General features: G+C 71.3%; 27 protein-coding genes. 10 read left to right on the top strand and 17 right to left on the bottom strand.

The window, feature by feature from the left end:
* Positions 1-18: 18 nt before the first annotated feature.
* The 4 genes from tatA to FHG89_RS11140 form a co-directional block, all read right to left on the bottom strand.
* The gene (gene tatA / locus FHG89_RS11155) at positions 19-330 is read right to left on the bottom strand and encodes a Sec-independent protein translocase subunit TatA (protein WP_139584298.1); all 312 of its coding nucleotides are present in this window, start codon (positions 328-330) and stop codon (positions 19-21) included.
* 157 nt (positions 331-487) lie between these two features.
* Positions 488-733 (bottom strand): hypothetical protein, encoded by a 246-nt coding sequence (locus tag FHG89_RS11150; protein WP_139584297.1) that lies wholly within the window; start codon positions 731-733, stop codon positions 488-490.
* 10 nt (positions 734-743) lie between these two features.
* Entirely contained in the window at positions 744-1,799 is a 1,056-nt protein-coding gene (locus FHG89_RS11145) for a helix-turn-helix transcriptional regulator (RefSeq protein ID WP_139584296.1), read from the bottom strand.
* Positions 1,796-2,794, bottom strand: coding sequence for a helix-turn-helix transcriptional regulator (locus FHG89_RS11140; protein ID WP_139584295.1), 999 nt, complete (start codon positions 2,792-2,794; stop codon positions 1,796-1,798). The genes FHG89_RS11145 and FHG89_RS11140 overlap by 4 nt, the downstream gene beginning before the upstream one ends.
* Before the next feature lie 129 nt (positions 2,795-2,923).
* Between FHG89_RS11140 and FHG89_RS11135 the strand changes: the two genes are divergently transcribed.
* Together FHG89_RS11135 and FHG89_RS11130 are read left to right on the top strand one after the other, a co-directional pair.
* Entirely contained in the window at positions 2,924-3,931 is a 1,008-nt protein-coding gene (locus FHG89_RS11135) for a cation diffusion facilitator family transporter (RefSeq protein ID WP_139584294.1), read from the top strand.
* 60 nt (positions 3,932-3,991) lie between these two features.
* The gene (locus tag FHG89_RS11130; RefSeq protein ID WP_139584293.1) at positions 3,992-5,077 is read left to right on the top strand and encodes a DUF3866 family protein; all 1,086 of its coding nucleotides are present in this window, start codon (positions 3,992-3,994) and stop codon (positions 5,075-5,077) included.
* Between the two features lie 22 nt (positions 5,078-5,099).
* On the opposite strand, the gene FHG89_RS11125 is transcribed toward FHG89_RS11130, so the two are convergent.
* From FHG89_RS11125 to rfbA, 4 genes are all read right to left on the bottom strand, one after another.
* Positions 5,100-5,294: a hypothetical protein gene (locus FHG89_RS11125; protein WP_139584292.1), complete on the bottom strand. Its 195-nt coding sequence runs from the start codon at positions 5,292-5,294 to the stop codon at positions 5,100-5,102.
* A 69-nt stretch (positions 5,295-5,363) separates the two neighbouring features.
* Positions 5,364-6,722 carry a Pup--protein ligase gene (gene pafA, locus FHG89_RS11120; protein WP_089021075.1) on the bottom strand — a complete coding sequence of 453 codons (1,359 nt, stop codon included), beginning with the start codon at positions 6,720-6,722 and terminating at the stop codon, positions 5,364-5,366.
* A gap of 68 nt (positions 6,723-6,790) precedes the next feature.
* Positions 6,791-7,414 carry a dTDP-4-dehydrorhamnose 3,5-epimerase gene (rfbC, locus tag FHG89_RS11115; RefSeq protein ID WP_139584291.1) on the bottom strand — a complete coding sequence of 208 codons (624 nt, stop codon included), beginning with the start codon at positions 7,412-7,414 and terminating at the stop codon, positions 6,791-6,793.
* Positions 7,411-8,301, bottom strand: coding sequence for a glucose-1-phosphate thymidylyltransferase RfbA (gene rfbA, locus FHG89_RS11110; RefSeq protein ID WP_139584290.1), 891 nt, complete (start codon positions 8,299-8,301; stop codon positions 7,411-7,413). The genes rfbC and rfbA overlap by 4 nt, the downstream gene beginning before the upstream one ends.
* Before the next feature lie 87 nt (positions 8,302-8,388).
* On the opposite strand from rfbA, the gene rfbB reads away from it, so the two are divergent.
* From rfbB to FHG89_RS11080, 6 genes are read left to right on the top strand one after another with little or no spacing between them, the layout of a single operon-like run.
* Positions 8,389-9,390, top strand: a complete 1,002-nt coding sequence (rfbB, locus tag FHG89_RS11105) for a dTDP-glucose 4,6-dehydratase (RefSeq protein ID WP_139584289.1) — start codon at positions 8,389-8,391, stop codon at positions 9,388-9,390.
* Positions 9,387-10,274 (top strand): dTDP-4-dehydrorhamnose reductase, encoded by an 888-nt coding sequence (rfbD, locus tag FHG89_RS11100; protein ID WP_139584288.1) that lies wholly within the window; start codon positions 9,387-9,389, stop codon positions 10,272-10,274. Before rfbB ends, rfbD begins: the two co-directional genes overlap by 4 nt.
* Positions 10,271-10,642 carry a DUF2304 domain-containing protein gene (locus FHG89_RS11095; protein ID WP_139584287.1) on the top strand — a complete coding sequence of 124 codons (372 nt, stop codon included), beginning with the start codon at positions 10,271-10,273 and terminating at the stop codon, positions 10,640-10,642. The genes rfbD and FHG89_RS11095 overlap by 4 nt, the downstream gene beginning before the upstream one ends.
* Positions 10,635-11,336 (top strand): glycosyltransferase family 2 protein, encoded by a 702-nt coding sequence (locus FHG89_RS11090; RefSeq protein ID WP_139584286.1) that lies wholly within the window; start codon positions 10,635-10,637, stop codon positions 11,334-11,336. The genes FHG89_RS11095 and FHG89_RS11090 overlap by 8 nt, the downstream gene beginning before the upstream one ends.
* Positions 11,333-12,646 (top strand): lipopolysaccharide biosynthesis protein, encoded by a 1,314-nt coding sequence (locus FHG89_RS11085; RefSeq protein WP_244295353.1) that lies wholly within the window; start codon positions 11,333-11,335, stop codon positions 12,644-12,646. Before FHG89_RS11090 ends, FHG89_RS11085 begins: the two co-directional genes overlap by 4 nt.
* Positions 12,643-13,671 carry a glycosyltransferase family 2 protein gene (locus tag FHG89_RS11080; protein ID WP_139584285.1) on the top strand — a complete coding sequence of 343 codons (1,029 nt, stop codon included), beginning with the start codon at positions 12,643-12,645 and terminating at the stop codon, positions 13,669-13,671. The genes FHG89_RS11085 and FHG89_RS11080 overlap by 4 nt, the downstream gene beginning before the upstream one ends.
* 53 nt (positions 13,672-13,724) lie before the next feature.
* Here FHG89_RS11080 and prcA read toward each other — a convergent pair whose 3' ends face one another.
* The 7 genes from prcA to FHG89_RS11045 form a co-directional block, all read right to left on the bottom strand.
* The gene (gene prcA / locus FHG89_RS11075; protein WP_139584284.1) at positions 13,725-14,558 is read right to left on the bottom strand and encodes a proteasome subunit alpha; all 834 of its coding nucleotides are present in this window, start codon (positions 14,556-14,558) and stop codon (positions 13,725-13,727) included.
* Positions 14,559-14,616: 58 nt separating this feature from the next.
* Positions 14,617-15,456, bottom strand: a complete 840-nt coding sequence (prcB, locus tag FHG89_RS11070; RefSeq protein WP_208760928.1) for a proteasome subunit beta — start codon at positions 15,454-15,456, stop codon at positions 14,617-14,619.
* Complete coding sequence (locus FHG89_RS11065; RefSeq protein ID WP_244295352.1) at positions 15,375-15,839, bottom strand: endonuclease VII domain-containing protein; 465 nt, start codon at positions 15,837-15,839, stop codon at positions 15,375-15,377. Before FHG89_RS11065 ends, prcB begins: the two co-directional genes overlap by 82 nt.
* Positions 15,840-16,053: 214 nt before the next feature.
* Positions 16,054-16,269 (bottom strand): ubiquitin-like protein Pup, encoded by a 216-nt coding sequence (locus FHG89_RS11060; RefSeq protein ID WP_088948111.1) that lies wholly within the window; start codon positions 16,267-16,269, stop codon positions 16,054-16,056.
* A 90-nt stretch (positions 16,270-16,359) separates the two neighbouring features.
* Positions 16,360-17,625 (bottom strand): acyltransferase family protein, encoded by a 1,266-nt coding sequence (locus FHG89_RS11055; protein ID WP_139584282.1) that lies wholly within the window; start codon positions 17,623-17,625, stop codon positions 16,360-16,362.
* 77 nt (positions 17,626-17,702) lie between these two features.
* Positions 17,703-19,220: a depupylase/deamidase Dop gene (gene dop / locus FHG89_RS11050; RefSeq protein WP_139584281.1), complete on the bottom strand. Its 1,518-nt coding sequence runs from the start codon at positions 19,218-19,220 to the stop codon at positions 17,703-17,705.
* Between the two features lie 37 nt (positions 19,221-19,257).
* Positions 19,258-20,865 (bottom strand): DUF2142 domain-containing protein, encoded by a 1,608-nt coding sequence (locus FHG89_RS11045; protein WP_139584280.1) that lies wholly within the window; start codon positions 20,863-20,865, stop codon positions 19,258-19,260.
* Between the two features lie 171 nt (positions 20,866-21,036).
* Here FHG89_RS11045 and FHG89_RS32895 point away from each other — a divergent pair, with 171 nt between their 5' ends.
* Complete coding sequence (locus tag FHG89_RS32895) at positions 21,037-21,387, top strand: GtrA family protein (protein ID WP_167517385.1); 351 nt, start codon at positions 21,037-21,039, stop codon at positions 21,385-21,387.
* A gap of 61 nt (positions 21,388-21,448) precedes the next feature.
* Here FHG89_RS32895 and arc read toward each other — a convergent pair whose 3' ends face one another.
* Complete coding sequence (gene arc / locus FHG89_RS11035; protein ID WP_139584279.1) at positions 21,449-23,233, bottom strand: proteasome ATPase; 1,785 nt, start codon at positions 23,231-23,233, stop codon at positions 21,449-21,451.
* 178 nt (positions 23,234-23,411) lie between these two features.
* On the opposite strand from arc, the gene FHG89_RS11030 reads away from it, so the two are divergent.
* Positions 23,412-23,705: a ferredoxin gene (locus FHG89_RS11030; RefSeq protein WP_139584278.1), complete on the top strand. Its 294-nt coding sequence runs from the start codon at positions 23,412-23,414 to the stop codon at positions 23,703-23,705.
* A 52-nt stretch (positions 23,706-23,757) separates the two neighbouring features.
* Here FHG89_RS11030 and FHG89_RS11025 read toward each other — a convergent pair whose 3' ends face one another.
* Positions 23,758-24,330, bottom strand: a complete 573-nt coding sequence (locus tag FHG89_RS11025) for a hypothetical protein (protein WP_139584277.1) — start codon at positions 24,328-24,330, stop codon at positions 23,758-23,760.
* Positions 24,331-24,370: the final 40 nt, after the last annotated feature.

The raw sequence follows: 24,370 nt of genomic DNA, 5'->3' as shown, positions 1-24,370 counted from the left end.
GGGACTCGGGCCCTTCGGTCAGTTGTCGCGGACGCGGTGCACCGGGTCGACGACCGGCTGCTGCGGCGGGGCCTGGTACGGCGCCTGCTGCGGCTGCCCGGCGTACGGCGCCTGCTGCCCGGCGTGCGGCGGCAGCGGCTGGTAGCCGGCCTGCGCGTCGGCCTTCTCGGCGAGGTCGCGGTCGTCGTCCTGCAGGCTCTTGGTCTCGGCCTTGATGATCCGCAGCGAACGGCCGAGCGAGCGGGCCGCGTCAGGGAGCCGCTTCGCACCGAAGAGCAGGATCAGCACAACCACGAGAACTGCGATGTGCCACGGCTTGAGGGCACCCATGAGAAGCTCCAGTCGCTCTGTGTCCGAGGGTGGTACGCAGCCCATCGTACGTGCGGATCGGCCCGATGCCACCCGCCGGGTGGTGGTGGTCCGGCCCGGCCGGTGAAGTCTTGACCAACGCGCGATGATCCGTCAACCGCGCTGGCCTCCCGCGCCGTCAGCCGCGCTTGGCCTTGATCACCGCGAGTCGCTGCTGCGCGGTGTCGAGCTGCCGCTGGACCCCCTCGGCGCGCGCCTGCAACGCCTCGGCGGACTCCCGCAGCGTCTCGGCCTCGGCGGCCCGCCGCTGCAACGCCACGGCGGCGCGGCGCAGCCGGGGCAGCCGGGCCAGCACCGGGCGCACGGCAAGCGCCAACGCCACGAGCGGGAGCAGCACCACCGCGAGCACGATCCAGATCAGCACGGCGGCCAGCCTACTGGGTGCGGCCGGCCACCGCCCGGTCACCCGACGGCGCGTTGTCCGCGTCGGCCTCGGGCCGCCGGGGCACGGCCGGGGGCGCCGGCACGGCGTACGCGTCGAGCGCGGCGGCCGCCGTGGCCCGGACCTGCTCGGCCAGCTCGGGCGGGGAGACCACGGTGACCTCCGGGCCGAGGCCGAGCACGAACCGACGCGCCCACCCCAGGTCGGTCACCCGCAGCGAGACGAGCCACTGGTCGCCGTCGCCGGCCTCCACCCGCTCGCACGGGTAGTACTCGGTTATCCACCGCTCACCCCGGCCGATCCGCAGGGTGATCAGCGGCAGATCCGGAGAGGGACGGAAGACGCCCTCGGTGCGGTCGTGCGGCACGGCCTGCGGCGGAACGGTAGCCGGCTCGTCCAACTCGGTGATGGCGTCGATGCGGTCGGCGCGGAACAGCCGGACCGCCTCCGCGCGGCGGCACCACGCCTCGACGTACGCCCGACCGCCGACCATCAGCACCCGCAGCGGGTCGATGACGCGCTCGGTGGTCTCGTCCCGGGCCGCCGTGTAGTAGGTGATCCGCAGAGCCCTGCCGCCCTCGACGGCGGCGCGCAGCGCCTCCACCCGCCGGGTGTCCCCGGGCAGCCGCACCGCCACCGGTGCGCCCACCAGGTCGCCCGCGTCCTCGATCTTCGCCAGGGCGCGTTCGACGGCGTCCCGGTTGGCCACCCCGGGGGTCTCGGCGAGCATCCGCAGCGCCACCACGAGCGCGAGGGCCTCGTCGGGGGTGAGCCGCAGTGGCCGGTCGATGCCGGCGTCGTAGGTGATCGTCACCCGGTCACCGTCGAACGCCATGTCGATCAGGTCACCGGGGCCGTACCCGGGCAGACCGCACACCCAGAGCAGCTCCAGATCCTCCCGGAGCTGCCGCTCGGTGACGCCCAGGTCACCGGCTGCCTCGGCGATCTCGATGCCGGGCCGGGCCAGCAGGTAGGGCACCAGGTTGAGCAGTCGGGCCAGCCGGTCGGCGGACGCGCGGGAGCCGCCCCGGGCGGCGGGGCGGGTCACCGGGCACCCCCGGTGCCGGCCAGCTCGTCGTGGCGCACGGCGATCTCCTTGAGTCGCTGGATGACCGCCTCGCGGACCTCCGGCGGGTCGAGCACCCGCACGTCCGGGCCGTACCCCACCAGATGGCCGGCCAGCGAGTCCGGGTCGGCGTACGGCAGGACCAGCCGGTCGCCGTCCGGCCCGGCGGTCACCTCGACCGCCCAGCGGCGCAGCCCGGCGGCCCGGCCCGGCGCGGCCAGCACGGTGGCCCGGCCGGTGCGCTCCACCGGCCCCGACCAGCGGGCCACGTGGCTGATCAGGTCTTCGTTGGCCGGCGGCTGGTACGCGCCGGGCGCGCCGGTCACCCGCACCGCGCCAACCACGCGGGACAGCCGGAAGCAGCGGGTCGCCGCCCGGTCCAGGTCGTGACCCACCACGTACCACCGGCCGCGCCAGCAGACCACGCCCCACGGCTGGAGCCGGCGGCGGCTGGGCGCGTCGCGGTCCGGCACCCGGTAGTCGAAACCCACCTCGCGGCGGTCCCTGGCGGCGGCGGTCAGCGGCGCGAACGCCGGGTCGACGGTGACCATCGGCTCCAGGCCGAGGGTGGCCTGCGGGTCCACGTCCACCCCGGCGGCGCGCAGCTTGGCCAGCCCGGACGACGCGGCGGCGGCCAGCCCGGCGTGCTGCCACAGCCGGGCGGCGATGCCCACGGCGGCGGCCTCGTCCGGTTCCAGGGGGATGTCGGGCAGCGCGTACTCCCGGTGGGCGATCCGGTAGCCGGGCTCGGCGTCGAAGACGCTTGCCGTCCCGGTCTCCAACGGCACACCCAGCTCACGCAGCTCGGCCTTGTCCCGTTCGAACTTGCGCTGGAACGCCTCGTGATCACGCGCGTCGTCCGGATCGTGCTCGTAACCGGGCACGGTCGCGGCGATCTGCGCGGCGGTCAGGAACCGTCGCGTGGACAGCAGGCAGATCACCAGGTTGACCAGGCGTTCGGTGCGGGTCCGCGACACGGGTAGACGCTAGCAGCCGATGCGCCCGTGACGTGCACCCACGCGGGCGCGCCGCACACTTGTTCGGATCGGTGGTGTCGCGAACCACTAGCCGAGCGCGCCGCCCCCACCGGTCATAGGGTGATCCTCATGTCGCAGGCGGGGGCCAGACCGGAGAGCGAGAGCGTCGGGACCGTCGTCGTCGCCGGCGCCGCCAACCTCGCCATCGCGGTGGCCAAACTGGTCGCCGGGCTCATCTCCGGGTCGGCCGCGATGCTCTCCGAGGCGGCGCACTCGGTCGCCGACACCACCACCGAGGTGCTGCTGTTCCAGGCGCTGCGCCGCGGCGCCCGACCGGCCGACCAGCGGCACCCCTTCGGGTACGGCAAGGAGAGCTACGTCTGGGCGTTCTTCGCCGCCATGTTCACGTTCGTCGCCGGCGCCGGTTTCGCCGTCACCCACGGCGTCACCACGATCCTGGTGCACGAGCACAGCGGCGACTACCTCATCTCGTACGTCGTGCTGGCGGTGTCGTTCGTCATCGAGTCGATCTCGCTGGCCCGCGCCGTACGCCAGGTCCGCCGCGAGTCCCGACGCTGGGAGACGACCCCGCGGCGGTTCCTGCGGCTGACCGCCGACACCACAGTCAAGGCGGTCTTCCTGGAGGACAGCGCGGCCCTGATCGGCCTGCTGCTGGCCGGTCTCGGAGTCGGCCTGTCGCACGCCACAGGCGACGAGGTGTGGGACGGCGTCGCGTCGATCCTCATCGGTCTGCTGCTGCTGACCGTCGCCGGGATCCTCGCCAGCAACAACCTGTCGCTGCTGGTCGGCCGGGCGGTCCCGGACCGGCTGCGTCGGGAGATCGAGCGGGAGCTGGCCGGGCTGCCCGAGGTCGAACGCATCGACACGCTGCTGACCATGCAGCTCGGCCCGGACGACATCCTGGTCGCCGCCAAGGTCGACTTCCGGGACGAGGCCACCGGCGCGCAGATCGAGGCGACCGCCGACGAGGCCGAACGGCGGCTCACCGACCGGTACCCGGAGATCCGCTTCGTCTTCCTCGATCCGACCCGTTCGCTGCCCGGCGCGACCGGCCGTGCCCGGGACACCCAGGCCCGGCCGAGCCCGGACGCCGGCGGCGACCCCGCGCCGAGCTGAACCACCCCGGCGCCGCACCCGGGCGCGACCCGCCCGGCACGCGCGGCTAGCGTGCCCGTCATGGTGCGATGGCGTACGGGGACGGTGGCGACGCTGCGACGGCAGTGGACCGGGGCGGTGGAGCTGGACGTCGACCTGCCCGACGGCACGCGGATGCGGGCGCTGGCGTACCCGGAACTGGTCGGCACCCCCGAGCCCGGCGACCGGGTGCTGCTCAACGCCGGCGCGCTGCTGATGGGGCTCGGCACCGGCGGGTACGCCCTGGTCGTGGCCCTGCCGGACCGGTTGCCGCCGGACCCGCCGGACGCCGGTGACACCCGCGACGCCGGGCACCTCGTCAAGGCCCGCTACACGCCGCTGCAACCGATCCTGCTCGGCGTCGACGAGGAGGCCTCCCCGCACCGCGCCGTCCTCGCCGACGCCGACGACCTGGACGGCATGCCGGTGGTGACCGCCGACCTGCACTCGGCCCTGCCCGCGATCCTGGCCGGCATCCGCGCCGACGCTCCGCGCGCCCGGGTGGCGTACCTGCTCACCGACGGTGGGGCGCTGCCGGCCTGGTTCTCCCGCACCCTCGCCGGTCTGCGCGCCGACCTGGCCGGCACGATCACCGTGGGGCAGGCGTTCGGCGGCGACCTGGAGGCCACCACGCTGCACGGCGGCCTGCTCGCCGCCAGGCACGTGCTCGACGCCGACCTGGCCGTGGTCGCGCAGGGGCCCGGCAACCTGGGCACCGGCACCCGGTGGGGCTTCTCCGGGGTCGCCGTCGGCGAGGCGGTAAACGCGAGCGCCACGCTGGGCGGCCGACCGGTCGGCTCGCTGCGGATCTCCGCCGCCGACCCCCGCCCCCGGCACCGGGGCGTGTCACACCACAGCCTCACCGCGTACGGCCGGGTCGCGCTCGCCCCGGCGGAGCTGGTGGTGCCGGACGACCTGGAGCCGGCCCTCGCCGCCGAGGTCGACGCCGCGCTGGCGCCCCTGGCTGCCCGGCACCGGATCGTCCGGGTGCCCACGGCGGGTCTCGACGCGGCGCTGCGGGCCAGCGTCGTGCCGCTGTCCACGATGGGCCGTGGCCTCGACGCCGACCACTCCTACTTCCTGGCCGCCGCCGCGGCCGGCCGGCACGCCGTCACCCGGCTCCCCTGACCGGCCCGCCGGCCACCGGTGCTCAGGCGAGGAAGATCAGGGCCAGCCAGCCGCCGACGATGAGGACCAGCGCCAGGGCCAGCACCCAGGTCGGCACGGTGTACTCGCCGCGGCGGTTCCGTTCGATCTCGGCGCGGATCTTCTCCCGCCGACGTTCGACCCAGTTCTGCCGCTCGGTGCCGCCCCCGGGGCGGTCGGAAGGTCCAGAAGTCGTCATGGCGCGCCCAGACTACCGGGCCGGCCGACCCCGGCGACGGACACCACCGCCAGGGCCGGCCACCACCCCTCACATGCTGGCGATCAACCGCTCCACGCGCTCGTCGTACGCCCGGAACGGGTCCTTGCAGAGAACGGTGCGCTGCGCCTGGTCGTTGAGCTTCAGGTGCACCCAGTCGACGGTGAAGTCCCGCCGCTTCTCCTGGGCGTGCCTGATGAACTCGCCCCGCAGCCGCGCCCGCGTGGTCTGCGGCGGGGTCTCCTTGGCCTCGAAGATCTCCGGGTCGGTGGCCACCCGGTCCACCTCGCCGCGGCGCTCCAGCAGCCCGTAGAGGCCACGGCCACGGCGCACGTCGTGGTACGCCAGGTCCATCTGCGCCACCCGGGGGTGCGACAGCGGCAGGTCGTGCTTGCGCTGGTACCGCTCGATCAGCCGCAGCTTGCTGACCCAGTCGATCTCGCGCGAGACGGGCTCCAGGTCACCGGTCTCCACCGCGTGCAGCACCCGGCCCCACAGCTCGACGACCCGCTTGGCGGCCTGGTCGCCGCCGCGGCGCTCGACGAACTCGGTGGCCTTGGCCAGGTATTCCTGCTGGATGTCCAGCGCGCTGACCTCCTTGCCGGAGGCAAGGCGCACCTTGCGCCGGCCGGTGATGTCGTGCGACACCTCCCGGATGGCCCGGATCGGGTTCTCCAGCGACAGGTCGCGCATGACGACCCCGGCCTCGATCATCCGCAGCACGATGTCGGCGGTGCCGACCTTGAGCAGCGTGGTGACCTCGTTCATGTTGGAGTCGCCCACGATCACGTGCAGGCGCCGGTAGCGCTCGGCGTCGGCGTGCGGCTCGTCGCGGGTGTTGATGATCGGGCGGCTGCGGGTGGTCGCCGAGGAGACGCCCTCCCAGATGTGCTCGGCCCGCTGCGACAGGCAGTAGACCGCGCCGCGCGGGGTCTGCAGGACCTTGCCGGCCCCACAGATCAACTGGCGGGTGACCAGGAACGGGATGAGCACGTCGGCGAGCCGGCCGAACTCGCCGTGCCGGGAGACCAGGTAGTTCTCGTGGCAGCCGTACGAGTTGCCGGCCGAGTCGGTGTTGTTCTTGAACAGGTAGATCTCACCCGCGATGCCCTCGTCGTGCAGCCGCTTCTCCGCGTCGACGAGCAGACCCTCCAGGATCCGTTCGCCGGCCCGGTCGTGGGCGACCAGGTCGGTCACCGAGTCGCACTCCGGTGTGGCGTACTCCGGATGCGACCCGACGTCCAGGTAGAGCCGGGCCCCATTGCGCAGGAAGACGTTGCTCGACCGGCCCCAGGAGACCACGCGACGGAACAGATACCGCGCGACCTCGTCCGGGGACAGCCGCCGCTGCCCGCGATAGGTGCAGGTGACGCCGTACTCGGTCTCGAGGCCGAAGATTCGCCGCTCCATGGTGTGACATTAGCCGCCCGGAGGCCCGGTTCGTCACTGTCACACCACAGGTCGCGCCTCGGGGGTGGTCACATACCGGCTGAGTGCGACATTCCGTCCGGTCCGATGCTCGCCACGAACCGCCGGCAGGCGTCGTACTCCGGCAGCAGGCCCCGCTCGCGGGCCTGGGCGAGGGTCGGCGCCGCCTCGTCGCGCGCGGACAGCAGCGGGACCTCGGCGGGCCACTCGATGCCCAGCTCCTCGTCCAGCGGGTGCACCGCGTGCTCACCCGTCGGGTTGTACGTGGCCGAGCAGAGGTAGCTCAGCGTCGCGTCGTCGGTCAGGGCGCAGAAGCCGTGCCCCAGACCCTCGCTGAGGTAGACCGCCCGACGGTCGGTGTCGTCGAGCCGGACACCCTCCCACCGGCCGAACGTCGGGGAGCCCACCCGCAGGTCCACGATCACGTCGAGCACCGCGCCCCGTACGCAGGTGACGTACTTGGCCTGCCCGGGGGGCACGTCGGCGAAGTGGACGCCCCGCACCACGCCGCGCGCGGAGACCGACATGTTGGCCTGGGCGAGGCGCAGCGGATGCCCCACCGCCTCGGCGAGCCGGTCGAAGCGGTACCACTCCATGAACATGCCGCGCGGGTCGCCGTGCTGCTGGGGGGCGATCTCCCAGGCGCCCTCGATGCTCAACTGCCGGATCTTCACCAGGACGCCCCGGGGTTGCCGTCGCGCTCGGCCAGCAGACCGAGCAGGTAGTCGCCGTAGCCGCTCTTGGTCAGCGGGGCGGCCAGCGCGCGCAGCTGGTCGTCGTCGATCAGGCCGGCCCGCCAGGCCACCTCCTCGACACAGCCGATCTTGAGACCCTGCCGCTCCTCGACCACCCGGACGAACTCGGCGGCCTGCATCATCGAGGTGAACGTGCCGGTGTCCAGCCAGGCGGTGCCCCGGTCGAGCACGGTCACCGACAGCTCCCCGGTCTCCCGGTACGCCTCGTTGACCGCCGTGATCTCCAGCTCGCCGCGCGCGCTCGGGGTGAGCTTGCCGGCGATGTCGACCACCCGGTTGTCGTAGAAGTACAGCCCCGGCACCGCGTAACGGGACTTCGGCCGGGCCGGCTTCTCCTCGATCGAGAGCACCCGACCGTCGGCGTCGAAGTCGACCACGCCGTACTCCTGCGGGTTGGCGACCTGGTAGGCGAAGACCCGGCCGCCGACGGGGTCGCCGTGGTCGGCGAGCTGCCGACCCAGACCCACGCCGTGGAAGATGTTGTCGCCGAGGATCAGCGCCACCGACTCGTCGCCGATGAAGTCCGCGCCGAGGATGAACGCCTGCGCGATGCCCTCGGGGCGCTCCTGGCTCACGTACTCCAGCCGCAGCCCGAACTGGCTGCCGTCGCCGAGCAGCCGCCGGAACTGGTCCTGGTCCTCCGGGGTCGTGATCACCAGGATCTCCGAAACCCCGGACATCACCAGGGTGGAGAGCGGATAGTAGATCATCGGCTTGTCGAAGACCGGCATCAGCTGCTTCGACACCGCCCGGGTGATCGGCCACAGCCGGGATCCGGTACCGCCGGCAAGTAGGATTCCACGCACCGGCGAAGCCTACCGGCATGGCTACGAAACGTGCGTGGGGGTCGCGTCCCACGCCCCGCGCCTAACGTCGCGTACACTTTCGGACCCGTGAGGATCCTCGTCACCGGCGGAGCCGGATTCATCGGGTCGGAGTACGTTCGACTGCTGCTGGGCAAGCCCCTGGGCAGCGCTGACGGCGTGCCCCCGCTCGAACCGGCGGTCGTGACCGTGCTCGACAAGTTGACCTACTCGGGCAACCGGGCCAACCTCGACCCCGTCCGCGACGACCCCCGTCTGCGGTTCGTGCAGGGCGACATCTGCGACCCGGTCGTGGTGGACGAGGTCGTCGCCGACCACGACGTGATCGTGCACTTCGCCGCCGAGTCGCACGTCGACCGTTCGATCGCCGGCGCCGCGCCGTTCGTCACCACGAACGTGCTGGGCACCCAGACCCTGCTCGACGCCGCGCTGCGGCACCGCACCGGCCGGTTCGTGCACGTCTCCACCGACGAGGTGTACGGCTCCATCGACGAGGGTTCCTGGACCGAGACCTGGCCGCTGGCCCCGAACTCGCCGTACTCGGCGTCCAAGGCCGGCTCCGACCTGCTCGCCCTGTCCTACCACCGCACCCACGGCATGGACGTGGTCGTCACCCGCTGCTCCAACAACTACGGGCCATACCAGTTCCCGGAGAAGGTCATCCCGCTGTTCGTGACCAACCTGCTCGACGGCGGGACGGTTCCGCTCTACGGCGACGGCGGCAACATCCGCGACTGGCTGCACGTGCACGACCACTGCCGGGGCATCGCCCTGGTCCAGCAGAAGGGCCGCGCCGGCGAGGTCTACAACATCGGCGGCGGCACCGAGTTGACCAACAAGGAGCTCACCGGCCGGCTCCTGGAGGCCTGCGGCGCCGACTGGGACCGCGTCGTGCCCGTCGCCGACCGCAAGGGCCACGACCGCCGGTACTCCCTCGACATCACCAAGATCAGCGAGGAGCTGGGCTACCAGCCCAGCGTCACCCTCGACGACGGCCTCGCCGACACCGTGCGCTGGTACCAGGAGAACCGGGCCTGGTGGGAGCCGCTGAAGTCGGCCCCCACCGCATGACCCGACTACTCGTCACCGGCGCCGGGGGGATGCTCGGCCGGGACCTGGTCACCGTCCTGGAGACCCGACCCGACCTGAAGGTCACCGCCGCCGCCCGTGCCGACCTGGACGTCACCGACCCCACCGCGGTCCGCGCCGCTGTCGCCGGCCACGACGTCGTGATCAACGCCGCCGCGTGGACCAATGTCGACGGCGCCGAAGTCGACGAGGCGGCGGCCACCGCCGTCAACGGCCACGGCGTGGCGAACCTCGCGGCGGCGTGCGCCACCGGCGGCACCCGGCTGATCCAGGTCTCCACCGACTACGTCCTCGCCGGCGACGCCGACTCCCCCTACCCGGAGGACGCGCCCACCGCGCCGGTCAACGCGTACGGGCGCGGCAAGCTGGTCGGCGAGCAGGCCGTCGCCCGCCTGCTGCCGGACACCGGGTACGTGGTCCGCACCGCCTGGCTGTACGGCGCGCACGGCCCGAACTTCGTGGCCACCATGCTGCGGCTCGCCGAGCAGCGCGAGCACCTCGACGTGGTCGACGACCAGCACGGGCAGCCCACCTGGTCGTACCGTCTCGCCGAGCGGCTGGTCGCGCTCGCCGACGCCGCTCTGGACGGTCGGGCGGCGCCCGGCGTCTACCACGGCACCTGCGCCGGCCAGACCACGTGGTACGGGCTGGCCCGCGCCGCGTTCACACTGGCCGGTCTCGACCCGGACCGGATCCGACCCACCACCAGCGACCGGTATCCTCGTCCCGCCCCCCGTCCGGCGTACAGTGTGCTAGGGCACAGCCGCTGGGCGGTCGCGGGTCTGCCGCCGTTTCCGGATTGGCACTCCACCCTGGTTGACGCGTTCCACTCCCCCGCTCCACCCGCCCCGTGGAAGGTCGCATGAAGCTCACCCTCGTCACCGGCCTGACCGGCCTGCTGCTGCTCGGCACCATCGTCGAGCTGCTGCGCCGCCGTCAGCTGCGGGAGAAGTACGGCATGCTCTGGCTCGCCGTGCTGATCATCGTGATTCCGCTGTCCCTGTTCCCCCGGCTGCTCGACAACGTCGCCGAACTCCTCGGCGTCGCCTCCGGTGTCAGCCTGGTGCTCTTCCTGGGCATCGTCTTCCTGCTGCTGGTGTGCGTGCACCTCAGCTGGGAGGTCAGCGCCCTGGAAGAAGAGACCCGCACCCTGGCCGAAGACTTCGCCCTGCTCCGCGCTCAGATCGACGCGGACCGGGCGGCCCGAGACGAACTGGTGTCCACCGATGGTTAACGGCAAGCGCACCTTGATCATCATCCCGGCCCTCAACGAGTCGGGCTCGATCGCCGACGTCGTCGGAGAGGTCCGCGGCGAGCTGCCCGGCGTCGACGTGCTCGTCGTCGACGACGGCTCCACCGACCGCACCGCCGCGGTCGCCGCCGCCGCCGGCGCCCGGGTCGCGAAACTGCCGTACAACCTCGGTGTCGGCGGGGCCATGCGCCTCGGCTACCGGTACGCCCGGGACAACGACTACGACGTCGCCATCCAGATCGACGCCGACGGCCAGCACGACCCCCGGTACGTGCCGAAGCTCGTCGACCTGCTGGACGACAACGACCTGGTCATCGGCGCGCGCTTCGCCGGTGAGGGTGACTACAACGTCCGCGGCCCCCGCCGCTGGGCCATGGTCATGCTCTCCGCCGTGCTGTCCCGGGTGGCCCGCACCAAGCTCACCGACACCACGTCCGGCTTCCGGGCCGCCAACCGGCGGGTCATCGAGATGTTCGCCGGGTGGTACCCGGCCGAGTACCTCGGCGACACCGTGGAGACCCTGGTGCACACCGCCCGGCGTGGGTACCGGATCCGGCAGGTGCCGGTGGCCATGCGCAAGCGGATGGCCGGCACGCCCAGCCACTCCCCCGCCAAGGCGATGATCTACCTCGGTCGCGCGTTCGCGGTGCTCACGCTGGCGCTCATCCGCCGGTGATTCGACGGCTACTGAGCCTGGTCCCGCCCGGCACCGTCGCTGTCGGTGCCGGGCTGGCCCTTCTCGGGCTCGCCTCCTACGTGCATCTGGCGGTGGCCGGGCACAGCCTCACCGAGGCGGACTACAACTCGCTCTCGGTGCTCTGGACGATCGTGTTCACCCTGGGCATCGGCATGTTCATGCCCGTCGAGCAGGAGGTCGCCCGGATCATCGCCGCCCGGCGCAGCCAGGGGCTGCCGGCCGGGCCGGTGCTGGCGCGGGGCGGTCTGCTCGCGGCCGCCATCCTGCTCGGGCTGGTCACGCTGATCCTCGTCGCCCGCCAGCCGATCGCCGACCGGCTGTTCGGCGGCGACCGCACGATGGTCACCGTGCTCATCGGAGCGCTTGCCGCGCTGGCGGTCGCGCACACCACCCGGGGCGTCCTCGCCGGCCTTCAGCTCTTTCCCTGGTACGGCACGCAACTCGCCCTCGACGGCGGGCTGCGCATCGCCCTGGTCCTCCTGCTCGGCCTCACCGGCGTCACCTCGCCGGTGTGGTTCGGTGCCGTGCTGGTCATCGCGCCCCTGCTCGGGGTGGCGCTGACCACCCCGCCGATCCTGCGGACGTTCGGCGGCGGCGCCGCGGTGGCCTGGACGACGCTGGTACGTGGTCTGGGTCTGCTCGTGGTCTCCAGCCTCCTCTCGCAGGTCGTGGTCAACATCGGCGTGATCAACGTGAAGTTGCTCGACCCGTCCGACACCGCCACCGCCGGGGCTCTGCTGTCCGCCCTCGTCCTGGTCCGGATCCCGCTGTTCGTCTTCGCCTCGCTCCAGGCGTCGCTGCTGCCCGGCCTGGCCACGGCCGCCACCACCGGTGACCACGCCACCTTCCGGAGCCTGCTCCAGCGGGCCCTGGGCGTCGTCACCGCGCTCGGCGTCACCGGGGCGGTGCTCGCCGTCCTGCTCGGGCCCTGGCTGGTACGCACCCTCTTCGACGCCCCGGACGTCCTCGGCCACGGCGACTTCGCCTGGCTCGCCGTGGCGACGCTCGCCTACCTGTGGGCGATGGTGTTCGGCCAGGTGCTGCTGGCGCTCGACCGGCACCGGGCGCAGGCCGTCGCCTGGTGCCTCGGCGTCGTCGTGCTCGTCGCCGTCACGCTCATCCCGCTCCCGGTCGCCCTGCGCGTCGAGATCGGGTACGCCAGTGGCTCGGTGGTGGTGGCAGCCGTGATGGCCCTGCTGCTGCGCAACGCCGTCCGTCCCGGCACCGCCACCCCCCTCGCCCCCTCGCGCGACACCGTCGCTGTCGGCCCCACCGGAGGCACCCGATGATCCGACCACGGGTGAGCGCGGTCATGCTCGCCTACGGCCCGGAGCCGTACCTCGTCGACGCCGCTCGGGCGGTGCTGGCCAGCACCGGCGTCGAGGTCGACCTGATCGTGGTCGACAACGGCTGCACGGGGGACGGCATCGACATCGTCAAGGGCCTCCCCGGGGTACGGGTGGTGCGTCCGGAGGAGAACACCGGCTACTCCGGCGGCTGCCGGGTGGGCGCGGCCGAGGCGACCGGGGACTGGCTCGTGTTCGTCAACTCCGACGCCGTGGTGGCGCCCGACGCCCTGGCGAAGACGACGGCGGTGGCCGCCGAGCCGGGTGTCGGCGCGGCGATGGCGTCGATCCGGCTGGCCGACCAACCTGAGTTGATCAACACCAGTGGCAACCCGCTGCACTTCACCGGCCTCTCCTGGGCCGGCGGAAACGGCGAGCCGGCCAGCGCCCACGCTCAGCGGAAGGTCGTTCCCTCGCTCAGCGGGTGCTGCTTCGTGATCAGCCGTCAGCTGTGGCGGGACCTCGACGGTTTCGCCGCCGAGTACTTCGCCTACCACGAGGACACCGAACTCAGCCTGCGGCTCTGGCAGCGGGGCCTGCGCCTGGAGTACGTGCCGGACGCCGTCGTGCTGCACCACTACGAGTTCTCGCGCAACGCCCTGAAGCTCTACCTCGTCGAGCGGAACCGGCTCGTCACCCTGCTCACCGCGTACGAGGCACGGACCCTCGTCGTCCTGTCACCCGCGCTGCTGCTCACCGAGGTCGCCATGCTCACCGCCGCGATCGTCGGTGGATGGTCCCGGCAGAAGACGCGGGGTTGGGGCTGGCTGTGGCGCAACCGTGGCTGGGTACGTGCCCGCCGGCGGCAGCTGCAGACCGAGCGTCGGGTGCCGGACGGGGTCATCGCGGAGCTGATGACCGGCCGTGTCACGCCCTCCGGTGTGCCCACCACAGCCGGGCTGGGCGTCTTCAACGCGGTCGCCGGCGGCTACTGGGCGCTGACCAGGCCGCTGCTGCGCCGGCGGTAAAGCACGTGGTGCCGGGCTCGACGACGAGCCCGGCACCAGGTAACAGCAGATTCCTAGCGTTCGCCGCCCTCGGCCGGCCGGTCCTCCAGGTCCGCCGAGCCCGCCGACGTGGTCGGCTTGTGCGCCTCCGTGGTCGGCACGGTGGGCTCTGCGCCACCGCCCGCCCCGGCCTGCCCGCCGGTCTCGACCTCACCGTCCAGCAGCGCCGTCAGCGCGGCGCCGGTGATACGCCGGAAGGTACGCCCCACCCGCTGGCGGTCCAGGACGGCCACCTCGAGCTGGTTGGCGGCGATCGTCCGGGCGGCGCCGCCCTCTCCACCGACGCTGCTCAGGGCCTGCACCGCCACCTTGGCCGCCTCGGCCAGGGACATGTCCGCCCGGTGCTGTGACTTCAGCACACCGGTGATCGCCTCGGCCTGGCCGCCCATGGCCATGCGGCCCGGCTCGTCGTTGACCGAGCCGTCATAGGTCAGCCGGTACAGCTCGTCGGCGTCCGCGGTCGGGCCGACCTCCGCCACGCAGATCTCCACCTCGAAGGGCTTCGACTGCTCGGTGAAGATCGCGCCGAGCGTCTGCGCGAACGCGTTGGCCAGGGCGCGGCCGGTGACGTCACGCCTGTCGTAACTGAGGCCGTTCAGGTCGGCCATCCGTACGCCGGCGCGGCGCAGGTTCTCGAACTCGTTGTACCGGCCGACCGCGGCGAACCCGATCCGGTCGTAGATCTCGCTGACCTTGTGCAGGGCGCTGGAGAGGTTCTCCGCGACGAAGAGGACCCCGCCGGCGTAGCTGAGGACCACCGCGCTGCGACCCCGGGCGATGCCCTTGCGGGCCAACTCGGAACGGTCCCGCATGATCTGTTCGGGAGAGGCGTAGAACTGCATTGCCACGGCGGCGATTCTCCTTACGGCGCTGTGCTGACGACTGCTGACTGGTGGGGCGCGGGTCTCAACCGCCCGGATTCTCCATCCGGCCGGCGACCACGCCCTCGGCGATCGCGGCCGTCTCGGTGTCGGTCAGCCGGCGGGTGCCCTCGGCGGTCGCGGTCATCACCACCGGATAAATCCGGCGGGTCAGATCCGGTCCGCCGGTAGCGGTGTCGTCGTCGGCGGCGTCGTAGAGCGCCTCGACCGCGAGCCGGGTCGCGTCCTCGACGGACAGACCAGCCCGGAAACGCTTCTTCAGCGCTGACTTGGCGAAGAGCGAGCCGGAGCCGATGGCGTCGTACCCGGTCTCCTCGTAGGGGCCGCCGGTCACGTCGAAGCTGAAGATCCGGCCCGCCGTCGCCGCGTCACCCGCGGCCAGGTCGAAGCCGGCGAACAGCGGCACCACGGCCAGCCCCTGCATGGCGGCGCCGAGATTGCCGCGGATCATCGAGGCCAGCCGGTTGGCCTTGCCGTCGAGCGAGAGCATCGCGCCCTCGATCTTCTCGTAGTGCTCCAACTCCACCTGGAACAGTCGCATCAGCTCGATGCCGATGCCCGCCGTGCCCGCGATGCCGACCAGCGAGTACGCGTCGGCCGGGTGCACCTTCTCGATGTCCCGCTGGGCGATCAGGTTGCCCATGGTGGCCCGCCGGTCGCCGGCCATCACCACGCCGCCGGTGGCCGAGATGGCCACGATGGTGGTCGCGTGCGGCGCCAGGTCGGCGGCCATGCCCGGGGGCAACGGTCGCCGGCCGGGCAGCATCTCGGGGGCCACCCGGCTCAGAAACGTGGTGAAGGACGACGTCCCCGCGTTGGTGAACACATCTGGTAGACGCCCGGATGGATCAAAGCCCGCTGCCACGTGGTTCCTCTCAGGTACGTGATCGCCCTGGCCAGCCTCATGGGACTGTCACGGAACTGGCCAAGACCACCGTTGCAGTTGAAGCAGAGTATCCCGCGCACCCATCCGGTGCGATGATCGTGGTCCAGATGTTGCGGGTCGGCATCGCCACAGATCGCGCAGACCCCGCCCTGCTCGGCCAGGAGCTCGGTGAACTCCTTCTCGCCCACGCCGTAACGCCGCCGCAGGTGGTACTCGCGCGTCCCGCCGTAGCGCCGCTGCGCCGTCTCCTTACCCCGAGCATTGTGGCAGGGCTTGCAGTAGCTGTGTCGGCCATTGGCCTTGGACCTGGTGGTGGGGGGAACTCGTCCACCGGCTTGATCCGCTCGCAGTCCGGGCACCATTTGAGCCCTTCGCCCACGGGTGTGGACGACCTCCGCTGCGGGGCTACGCCCCGCTTGCGACGGCTCGCCTCCGCCCGCGCAGCGGCACAGGCTTTGCAGTAGAAGGCGAGCCCGTCCGCCCGTCGCCGGTTACGGTGAAACTCCGTGTTGGCCAGCAGCCTCTTGCACTGCGGGCAGATCTTTTCCAACCGGCCCGACGAATCGGACATATGCCCTATTCTCCGCCCTTCTGGACATAGCCCCTCACAAATTCCTCTGCGTTTTCTTCGAGGACGGAGTCGATCTCGTCAAGCAAGTCGTCGACGTCCTCGGTGATCTCGGCGTGCCGCTCGGCCACCTCGGGGTTGGCCTCGGTGGTGACGTCCTCGATCTCCTCGCCCTGACGGGACTTGCCGGACTGCGACTGGCCGCCGCTGTCATGAGTGGCCATGGCTGTCTCCTCCACGATCGTCTGGCATGAAATCTACCCCGCGCGGGCGACAGAAAGCCCTCACGCCAGGAGTGTTCGCGTCCGTTGCGTTCAGCCCCGTGGAGCCGACGCGTCCGCCGTGACCGGTACCGGGCCGGGCTCTGGCGCGCGCTGCGGCTCGCGCGGCGCTCGCACCGACGTGTCGTCCGTGGGCGGCGCCTGACGACGGATGCGCGGAGTCCAGTCCTTGAACCGCAGGGCCTGCTTCTCCACCAGATGCCAGGACAGGAAGGCCAGGACCACGGTGCAGATCATGACCACCGCGAAGTAGCCGACGAACCCCCAGGCCGCGGCGCCCAGCCAGGCCAGCATCTGCTGCACCACGAAGGAGTAGATGTAGATGCCGTACGAGTAGTCGTTCTTCTGGCCCACGACGTGCAGCAGACGAGGCAGCCGGACCGCGAGGTAGAGGATGGCGTACTCGTAGGCGAGCAGCGCCGGGCCGAACAGGTGACCCTCCAGCGTCTGCCAGCCGGTCACGACGATGGCGAGCACGCCGAGGACGTCGCTGATGGGCAGCTTGTCGCTGTACAGGTCCGCCACGGCGCCCACGAGGAACATGAAGCCGAAACGCAGGAACCAGATCTTGCTGAGCGCGCCAAGCAGCGGCAGCGGGCCGAGCGAGCCGCTGGTGAAGTAGGTCGACCCGCCGAAGCGCAGCGCCTCGTACTGGTTCCAGAGCAGCAGACCGAAGACGAGGACGGCGGCGGCGAGCACCAGCCAGCGGGCGCGACGCAGCACCGCCACCACGGCCAGCGACGCCACGATCAGATAGCAGAAGATCTCGTAACTGAGCGTCCAGAGCGAACCGTCCAGGACACTCCGACGCACCAGCTCGCCGTACGGCGTGTCCCGGAAGACGTCCATGATTCCCTGCTGACGGTAGCCACCCCACCAGTTCGCCTGGAGGAAGTTGACCACGCCGGCCGGGTGCCGCCACAGGCCGTCCACGTTGCCCCGCTCGGCGTACCAGACGATCGGAGCCACCACGAAGCCGATGAAGAGCAGACACACCCACAGACCCGGCCAGATCCGCAGGGCGCGGTGCCACAGGTAGCGGGGCAGGCTGGCGCGCCTGGCGCTGCGGGTGATGAGGAACCCGGAGATGCCGAAGAAACCGGCGACTCCCAGGCCCGCCACGTCGACCACCTCGGTCAGTGGTCGGGCGTACCCGATCACCGCGGTGTGCGCGAGGACGACCGCTACGGCAAAGCAGAGCCGCAGGAAGCCGAAACTGTTGGCCCGCCCGGCGTACGCGTTCGACAGGGGAACAGCCGTCAGCGCACGCCGGCCAACCTGCCGGGCAGAGGGGAGCATCGCATCACCGTGTGGGTCGAGGATTCGAGGGACGGCCTAGCATGCCACAGCCCGATGCCCGGCGGAGGCACCGGATGTCAGCCGCCGGTCAGCGTCTCCAACAGGTCCTTGGCGCTGGCGCAGCGGTCGAACAACGCACCGACGTGCGCGCGGGTGCCCCGCTCCGGTTCCATCATCGGCACCCGGACCAGAGACTCCCGGCCCACGTCGAAAATCACCGAGTCCCAGCTCGCGGCGACGACCTCGGAGGCGTACTGGGCCAGGCAGCGGCCCCGGAAGTAGGCCCGGGTGTCCTCCGGCGGCTCGGTCATCGCGCGGCGCGTCTCGTCGTCGGTGAGCAGCGTCTTCATCGCGCCCCGGGTGACCAGCCGGTGGTAGAGGCCCTTCTCCGGGCGGACGTCGGAGTACTGCAGGTCGACCAGTTGGAGCTTGTGCGAGCCCCAGCCGAGCTTCTCCCGCTCCCGGTAGCCCTCCAGCAGCCGCAGCTTGGCCACCCAGTCCAACTCGTCGGCGCAGAGCATCGGGTCACGGCCGAGCCGGTCGAGCACGCTCTCCCAGCGGTCGAGCACGTCGACTGTCTGCTCGTCGGCGTCGGTGCCGTACCGGTCGTCGACAAAGGACCGGACCCGCTCCAGGTACGCCCACTGCAGGTCCAAGGCGGTGAGCCGGCGACCGTCACGCAGGCGCATCAGATGGGAGAGGCTGGGGTCGTGGCTGACCGCCCGCAGTTCGCTGACCGGGTCGGCGATGCCGAGGTCGGCGCCGAGCGCCTTCTCCTCGATCATGGTGAGGATGAGCGCGGTGGTGCCCACCTTGAGGTAGGTGGAGATCTCGGAGAGGTTGGCGTCGCCGATGATGACGTGCAGCCGGCGGTACTTGTCGGCGTCGGCGTGCGGCTCGTCGCGGGTGTTGATGATCGGCCGCTTCAGGGTGGTCTCCAGGCCCACCTCGACCTCGAAGAAGTCGGCGCGCTGGGAGATCTGGAAGCCGCTCTGCCCGCCGTCCTGCCCGATGCCGACCCGGCCGGCGCCACAGACGATCTGCCGGGTGACGAAGAACGGCGTCAGGTACGCCACGATGTCGGCGAACGGGGTCTGCCGGCGCATCAGGTAGTTCTCGTGGGCGCCGTAGCTGGCGCCCTTGTTGTCGGTGTTGTTCTTGTACAGGTGGATCGGGTGGGTGCCCGGGATGGTGGCGGCCCGGCGTGACGCCTCGGCCATCACCCGCTCGCCGGCCTTGTCCCAGCGCACCACGTCGCGCGGCGTGGTGACCTCGGGGGTGGAGTATTCGGGGTGGGCGTGGTCCACGTAGAGGCGTGCGCCGTTGGTGAGTATCACGTTGGCCAGGCCGAGGTCCTCGTCGGCGAGGGCCTCCGCCGGGTCGTAGGCCGCCCCGGAGTAGGTGAAGCCGCGGGCGTCGCGCAGCGGCGACTCCTCCTCGTAGTCCCAGCGTGCCCGCCCGCCCCGGTTGAGTTCGGGGCGTGCCCCGTAGGCGTTGACCACCTGCGACGAGGTGACCATCGGGTTGGCTCCGGCCTGACCGGGCACCGAGATGCCGTACTCGACCTCGGTGCCCATGATCCGTCTTACGCTCATCGATCTACCCGCTTCGCTCGCCCGACCCGGTCCCCCGTCAGGTCGAGCGTAGTCCGCCCTGGGCGCCCGCACTCTGCAGGTGAGAGCCGGCGGGCCGGAACAGTTCGGTGGATTCGGTGGCGGGACGCTCGTCGCGCGGCGTCGGTTCGTCGGTGCCGGAGGTGCGGGTGGTCCAGACGAGCCATCCGAACAGCACCAGACCGACGGTGGCGCTCAGCAGCGGAAGCACCGAGCCGACCACCGGGTGCCAGTCGCCAGCGAGCGGGTTGAGGCTGCTCAACCCGATGTTGGCGGGCAGGCCGTTCTGCCAGCGGACCATCGTGTACGCCAGGCAGAACAGCTGGATCGGCAGCAGGACCAGCACGGCGAGGCGGGTGAACGAGCGGGCCCGGGCGACCTCGAAGCCGCGTCGCTCGGCGGCCCACGCGGCGTAGAGCAGGACGCCGACCAGCATGGGCAGCATGTAGCGGCCCTGCGTGACGAAGCCGCTCTCGTTGACCAGGGCGATCTGCATGGCCGACGGAACGGCCACGCCGCCGCCGAGCAGCACGAGCAGGCGCCACCGGTCGAGGGTGCTGCCCCAGACGACGCCGATCAGCAGCAGCGCCCCGGCGACGAGCTGCCAGATCACGTACGGCGGCGCCGGCATGCGGGTGTCCAGCCAGGAGGTGACCCCGACGATCTGGTCGAGGTATCCCCGCCACCGGTCGGCCTCGATCAGCGCCGCCTGCCCGTAGGTGAGCGACTTGGCGGAGTAGTTGCCCAGGTCCGAGGTCTGCTGGCGGACCGTCCAGGCGAGCACGGCCAGGGTGGACAGGACGATGCCGCCGGCCCAGAGCTGTGCGGCCCGGTCACGCAGCAGGCCGACGAGGTTGCTGCGGCGCAGCGGGAAGGCGAACGCGACGAAGGCGGTCGCGAGCCACAGCGGGCCGGTCTGGCGCAGCACCGCCAGCAGCAACCCGCTGATCCCGACCAGCAGGATCAGGCCCCGCCGGGGGCCGGGTGGGCCGATCATCAGGGGGATCACCGCGCTGAAGAAGGCGATGCCGGCGGCGATCTCCAGCCCGTTGGGGTTGACCGCGCTGGCCATGTGCACGGCCATCGGCGTGGTGACCACGACCAGGGCGCCCATCATCAGGCCTCGCCGGGAGCGGTTGCGGATCACCACGAACGCGCAGGCGAGCAGCGCGGCGCAGCACAGCGCGCTGATCATGCGGGCGAGCAGGACGCCGGGCCAGCCCGGCCACAGCACCGTCGGCGCGCCGACCAGGGCGTAGTAGGCGGGGAAGTAGCGACCCGCGCCGGTGCCGGCCCGGGTCGGTGTCCGGTCACTGCCCGGCGGCTGGGCGCACGCGGCCGAGACATCCTTCTTGAACTGCCAGCACTGTTCCCGGACGAGACCACCGGGAACGGTCTGGAAGGCGCCGGTGCCCTTCTTCGCGGCCGCCGGCGGAGGCGCGATCTGTCCGGCGGCGACGCCGGCCGCCCGGACGATGTGCTCGCGCTCGTCCGGTGTGCCGTCGTACGGGGCGGCCATCGACCAGGCGAAGATGAGCAGGAAGAAGGCGACAAAGGCCAGAGCCCAGTGTCGTCGGGCGCCGCTCGTGGTTGCCGCCGGGCTCTCGCCGGTGGCCGCTGGCGTCACTCTTCCGGGATCAGGCACGTCAACCTCGCGGCTCGCGCGGGCAGGCCCCGCTGGGTGGATGGACAGACGATAGACTCCCTCGTCGTCCTCACCGCTCCGGGTCCCCCCTTGGAGAACTCTTTGCTGTCACCTGTTGCCGATTCCGTCCGCCACCTGTCCCGACACAGTGCCGTGCGGTTCCTGGTCGTCGGGGGTCTGAGCGTCGCCGTGGACACCGGCTCACTGTTCATTTACCACGGAGTTCTGCGGATCGTCCTGCCGGTCGCGGCTGCCCTGTCGTTCCTGACCTCGTTCTGGGTCAACTTCGGGCTGAATCGGGCGTGGTCGTTCGGCTCGTCCGCCCAGATGGTGCCTCAGGTCGGGCGCTACTTCGCCCTGGTCCTGGCGAACCTGACCGCCAACGTCGTGCTGGTCTCCGGGCTGACCTGGGCGGGTACCCCGTACCTGCTGGCCAAGCTGCTCGTGACGGCGTCGTTGTCGGCGGTGAACTACGTGGTGTCCAAGCGCTGGATCTTCGCCTGACGACTACCTGAGAACGGCGGCGGGGGTGTCCACCATCAGGTGGACACCCCCGCCGCTGGTGTCAGAGGTACTGGCCGGTGTTGCTGGCGGTCTCGATGGACCGGCCGGCCTCGGTGCCCTTGCCGCCGGAGACGAGCGTGCGGATGTAGACGATCCGCTCGCCCTTCTTGCCGGAGATCCGGGCCCAGTCGTCGGGGTTTGTGGTGTTGGGCAGATCCTCGTTCTCGCGGAACTCGTCGACGCAGGCGTCGAGCAGGTGCTGCAGGCGCAGCCCCTTGCGGCCCGAGGTGAGGAACTCCTTGATGGCCATCTTCTTGCTCCGGTCGACGATGTTCTGGATCATCGCGCCGGAGTTGAAGTCCTTGAAGTAGAGGACTTCCTTGTCCCCGTTGGCGTAGGTGACCTCGAGGAACCGGTTCTCCTCGGTCTCCGAGTACATCCGCAGCACCACGGCGTCGATCATGGCGGCGACGGTGGCCTGCGGGTCGGCTCCGTGTTCGGCCAGGTCGTCCGGGTGCAGCGGCAGCCCGGAGAGGATGTACTTGGAGAAGATGTCCTTGGCCGCCTCGGCGTCCGGTCGCTCGATCTTGATCTTCACATCGAGTCGACCGGGTCGCAGGATCGCCGGGTCGATCATGTCTTCCCGGTTGGAGGCGCCGATGACGATGACGTTCTCCAGCCCCTCCACGCCGTCGATCTCACTGAGCAGCTGCGGGACGATCGTGTTCTCCACGTCGGAGGAGACACCGGAGCCACGGGTCCGGAAGATCGAGTCCATCTCGTCGAAGAACACGATCACCGGGGTGCCCTCGCCGGCCTTCTCCCGAGCCCGCTGGAAGATCAACCGGATGTGCCGCTCGGTCTCGCCGACGTACTTGTTGAGCAGCTCGGGGCCCTTGATGTTGAGGAAGAAGCTGGTGTGCTTCTCCTTGCCCTGCCGCTCGGCGATCTTCTTGGCCAGGGAGTTGGCCACCGCCTTGGCGATCAGCGTCTTACCGCAGCCGGGCGGGCCGTAGAGCAGGATGCCCTTGGGCGGACGGAGCTGGTGCTCACGGAACAGGTCCGCGTGCAGGAACGGCAGCTCCACCGCGTCGCGGATCTGCTCGATCTGCGACTGGAGGCCACCGATGTCGCCGTAGTCGACGTCGGGCACCTCCTCCAGGACCAGCTCCTCGACCTCGCTCTTCGGGATCCGCTCGTACGCGTACGCCGAACGGGGCTCGATCATGAGCGAGTCGCCGGCGCGGATCGTCGATCCGATGAGCGTCTCGGCGAGGTGCACGATGCGCTCCTCGTCCGAGTGGGAGACCACGAGCGCCCGGTCACCCGGACCGCCACCCGGCCCCTCCAGGATCTCCTTGAGCATCACCACCTCGCCGACCCGCTCGTAGCCGAACGCATCGACGATGTTGAGCGCGTCGTTGAGCAGGACCTCCTGGCCGCGGCGCAGCTCGGCCACGTCCAGCGAGGGCGAGACGGCGACCCGCAGCTTGCGGCCGCCGGTGAAGACGTCCACGCTGCCGTCGTCGTGCTTGGCCAGGAAGACGCCGTAGCCACTCGGCGGTTGCGCGAGGCGGTCGATCTCCTCCTTGAGCGTCACGATCTGCGTGCGAGCCTCCTTGAGGGTGCTCACCAGCCGGTCGTTGTTTTCGGTCAGCCGCGCCAACTGTGCCTGGGTGGCCGCCAGCCGCTCTTCGAGCTGCCGGACGTGTCGGGGGCTTTCGGTCAACTTACGCCGCACCAGGGCGAGTTCCTCTTGAAGAAACGCGACCTGCGTGGAGAGATCGTGGGCTTCCTTCTCCCACCGTGCGGCGCGCGAGTCCGCGTCGTCGCTGCGTGCTGCCACGTCCCACCTCCCCGGGGGGCTTGAACGTTCTGCCCTAACACTAGCCGCTATGAGGCCGATTCGGTCCCACGCAACACCCTCGTCACCGAACCTTGATCGCCAAGGGTGGCCTGACGGGCCGGTACTGGCGTTCGGGTACCGTCGGAGGCTGGTACGGGAGAACATGGGGGGTGCACCGGTGGCCGAGGTCGCGACCGACCAGCTGCAGGTCTGGGTGGACCAGGATCTCTGCACGGGCGATGGGCTCTGCGTGCAGTACGCGCCGGAGGTGTTCGAGTTCGACATCGACGGTCTGGCGTACGTCAAGGGCGTCGACGGTGAGTTGCGGATGGCGCCGGGCAGCCGTGTCGACGTGCCCGAGCACCTGCGACTCGAAGTGATCGACTCCGCGAAGGAGTGCCCGGGCGACTGCATCCACGTGGTGCGCGGCGACGGCGTCGAGGTCGCCGGCCCGGACGCCGAGGAGGACTGAGCCGCCCACCGGCCGGGCCGCGCGGCCCGGCCGGCTCTGCGAGGGGTACGCCTCAGAGCACCGGACGGCCGACCACCGAGGCGACAAGCCGGGCGAACTCCTCCAACCGGGCGATCTGCCCGGCGCCGCCGTCGTCCAGGGTCTTGCCGAAACGCAGCGCGTCGTGCCGCGGTGCGCCGGCCATCTCCTCACTCGGGGGCGCCTCGTCGAGCGAGGTGAGCAGCAGGTACACGTCGATGCTGTCGACCCGGATCTCGCCGCTGTCGGAGCGGTTCAGCCGACGCCGGCAGCCGACCTCGGTGACTGTGGAGACCGGCACCACCCGCAGCGACGAGGTCATCGACCCCGGCGGCCCCTCCCCCGGCGGCACGTCCTCGCCGTGCCAGAGGATCAGCCGGCTGCCGTCGCAGACCACGACCTCCTGCCACACGCCGTTGACCTCGTTGACGAAGCGCTCCAGGGTGAAGCCGAGCACCGACGCGCCCCGCAGCACCCCGCCGAGCGCCTCCAGGGCGACGTCCGGGTCGCGCAGGTAGGCCCGCGCCGCCGACTCCAGGTCCTGGTAGGGCGACCAGTCGGGAAAGACCGCGGGCAGATCACCGCCGCCGTAGCCCGGTCGGCTCATGCCGCCGCCTCCCTCCGCCCGGCGAGGCCGGCGCCCAGCT

Source organism: Micromonospora orduensis (assembly GCF_006228125.1).
GTDB classification, from domain to species: Bacteria; Actinomycetota; Actinomycetes; order Mycobacteriales; family Micromonosporaceae; genus Micromonospora; species Micromonospora orduensis.
Note: the sequence above shows the minus strand (reverse complement) of the source record. Positions and strands in the feature narration are given on the sequence as shown.

Bases quoted from the DNA above. Each gene is read 5' to 3' on its own strand.
- tatA (WP_139584298.1), bottom strand. From the start codon at position 330: ATGGGTGCCCTCAAGCCGTGGCACATCGCAGTTCTCGTGGTTGTGCTG.
- FHG89_RS11135 (WP_139584294.1), top strand. From the start codon at position 2,924: ATGTCGCAGGCGGGGGCCAGACCGGAGAGCGAGAGCGTCGGGACCGTC.
- FHG89_RS11130 (WP_139584293.1), top strand. From the start codon at position 3,992: ATGGTGCGATGGCGTACGGGGACGGTGGCGACGCTGCGACGGCAGTGG.
- FHG89_RS11125 (WP_139584292.1), bottom strand. From the start codon at position 5,294: ATGACGACTTCTGGACCTTCCGACCGCCCCGGGGGCGGCACCGAGCGG.
- pafA (WP_089021075.1), bottom strand. From the start codon at position 6,722: ATGGAGCGGCGAATCTTCGGCCTCGAGACCGAGTACGGCGTCACCTGC.
- rfbD (WP_139584288.1), top strand. From the start codon at position 9,387: ATGACCCGACTACTCGTCACCGGCGCCGGGGGGATGCTCGGCCGGGAC.
- FHG89_RS11095 (WP_139584287.1), top strand. From the start codon at position 10,271: ATGAAGCTCACCCTCGTCACCGGCCTGACCGGCCTGCTGCTGCTCGGC.
- FHG89_RS11090 (WP_139584286.1), top strand. From the start codon at position 10,635: ATGGTTAACGGCAAGCGCACCTTGATCATCATCCCGGCCCTCAACGAG.
- FHG89_RS11080 (WP_139584285.1), top strand. From the start codon at position 12,643: ATGATCCGACCACGGGTGAGCGCGGTCATGCTCGCCTACGGCCCGGAG.
- FHG89_RS11065 (WP_244295352.1), bottom strand. From the start codon at position 15,839: ATGGTGCCCGGACTGCGAGCGGATCAAGCCGGTGGACGAGTTCCCCCC.
- FHG89_RS11060 (WP_088948111.1), bottom strand. From the start codon at position 16,269: ATGGCCACTCATGACAGCGGCGGCCAGTCGCAGTCCGGCAAGTCCCGT.
- FHG89_RS11055 (WP_139584282.1), bottom strand. From the start codon at position 17,625: ATGCTCCCCTCTGCCCGGCAGGTTGGCCGGCGTGCGCTGACGGCTGTT.
- dop (WP_139584281.1), bottom strand. From the start codon at position 19,220: ATGAGCGTAAGACGGATCATGGGCACCGAGGTCGAGTACGGCATCTCG.
- FHG89_RS11025 (WP_139584277.1), bottom strand. From the start codon at position 24,330: ATGAGCCGACCGGGCTACGGCGGCGGTGATCTGCCCGCGGTCTTTCCC.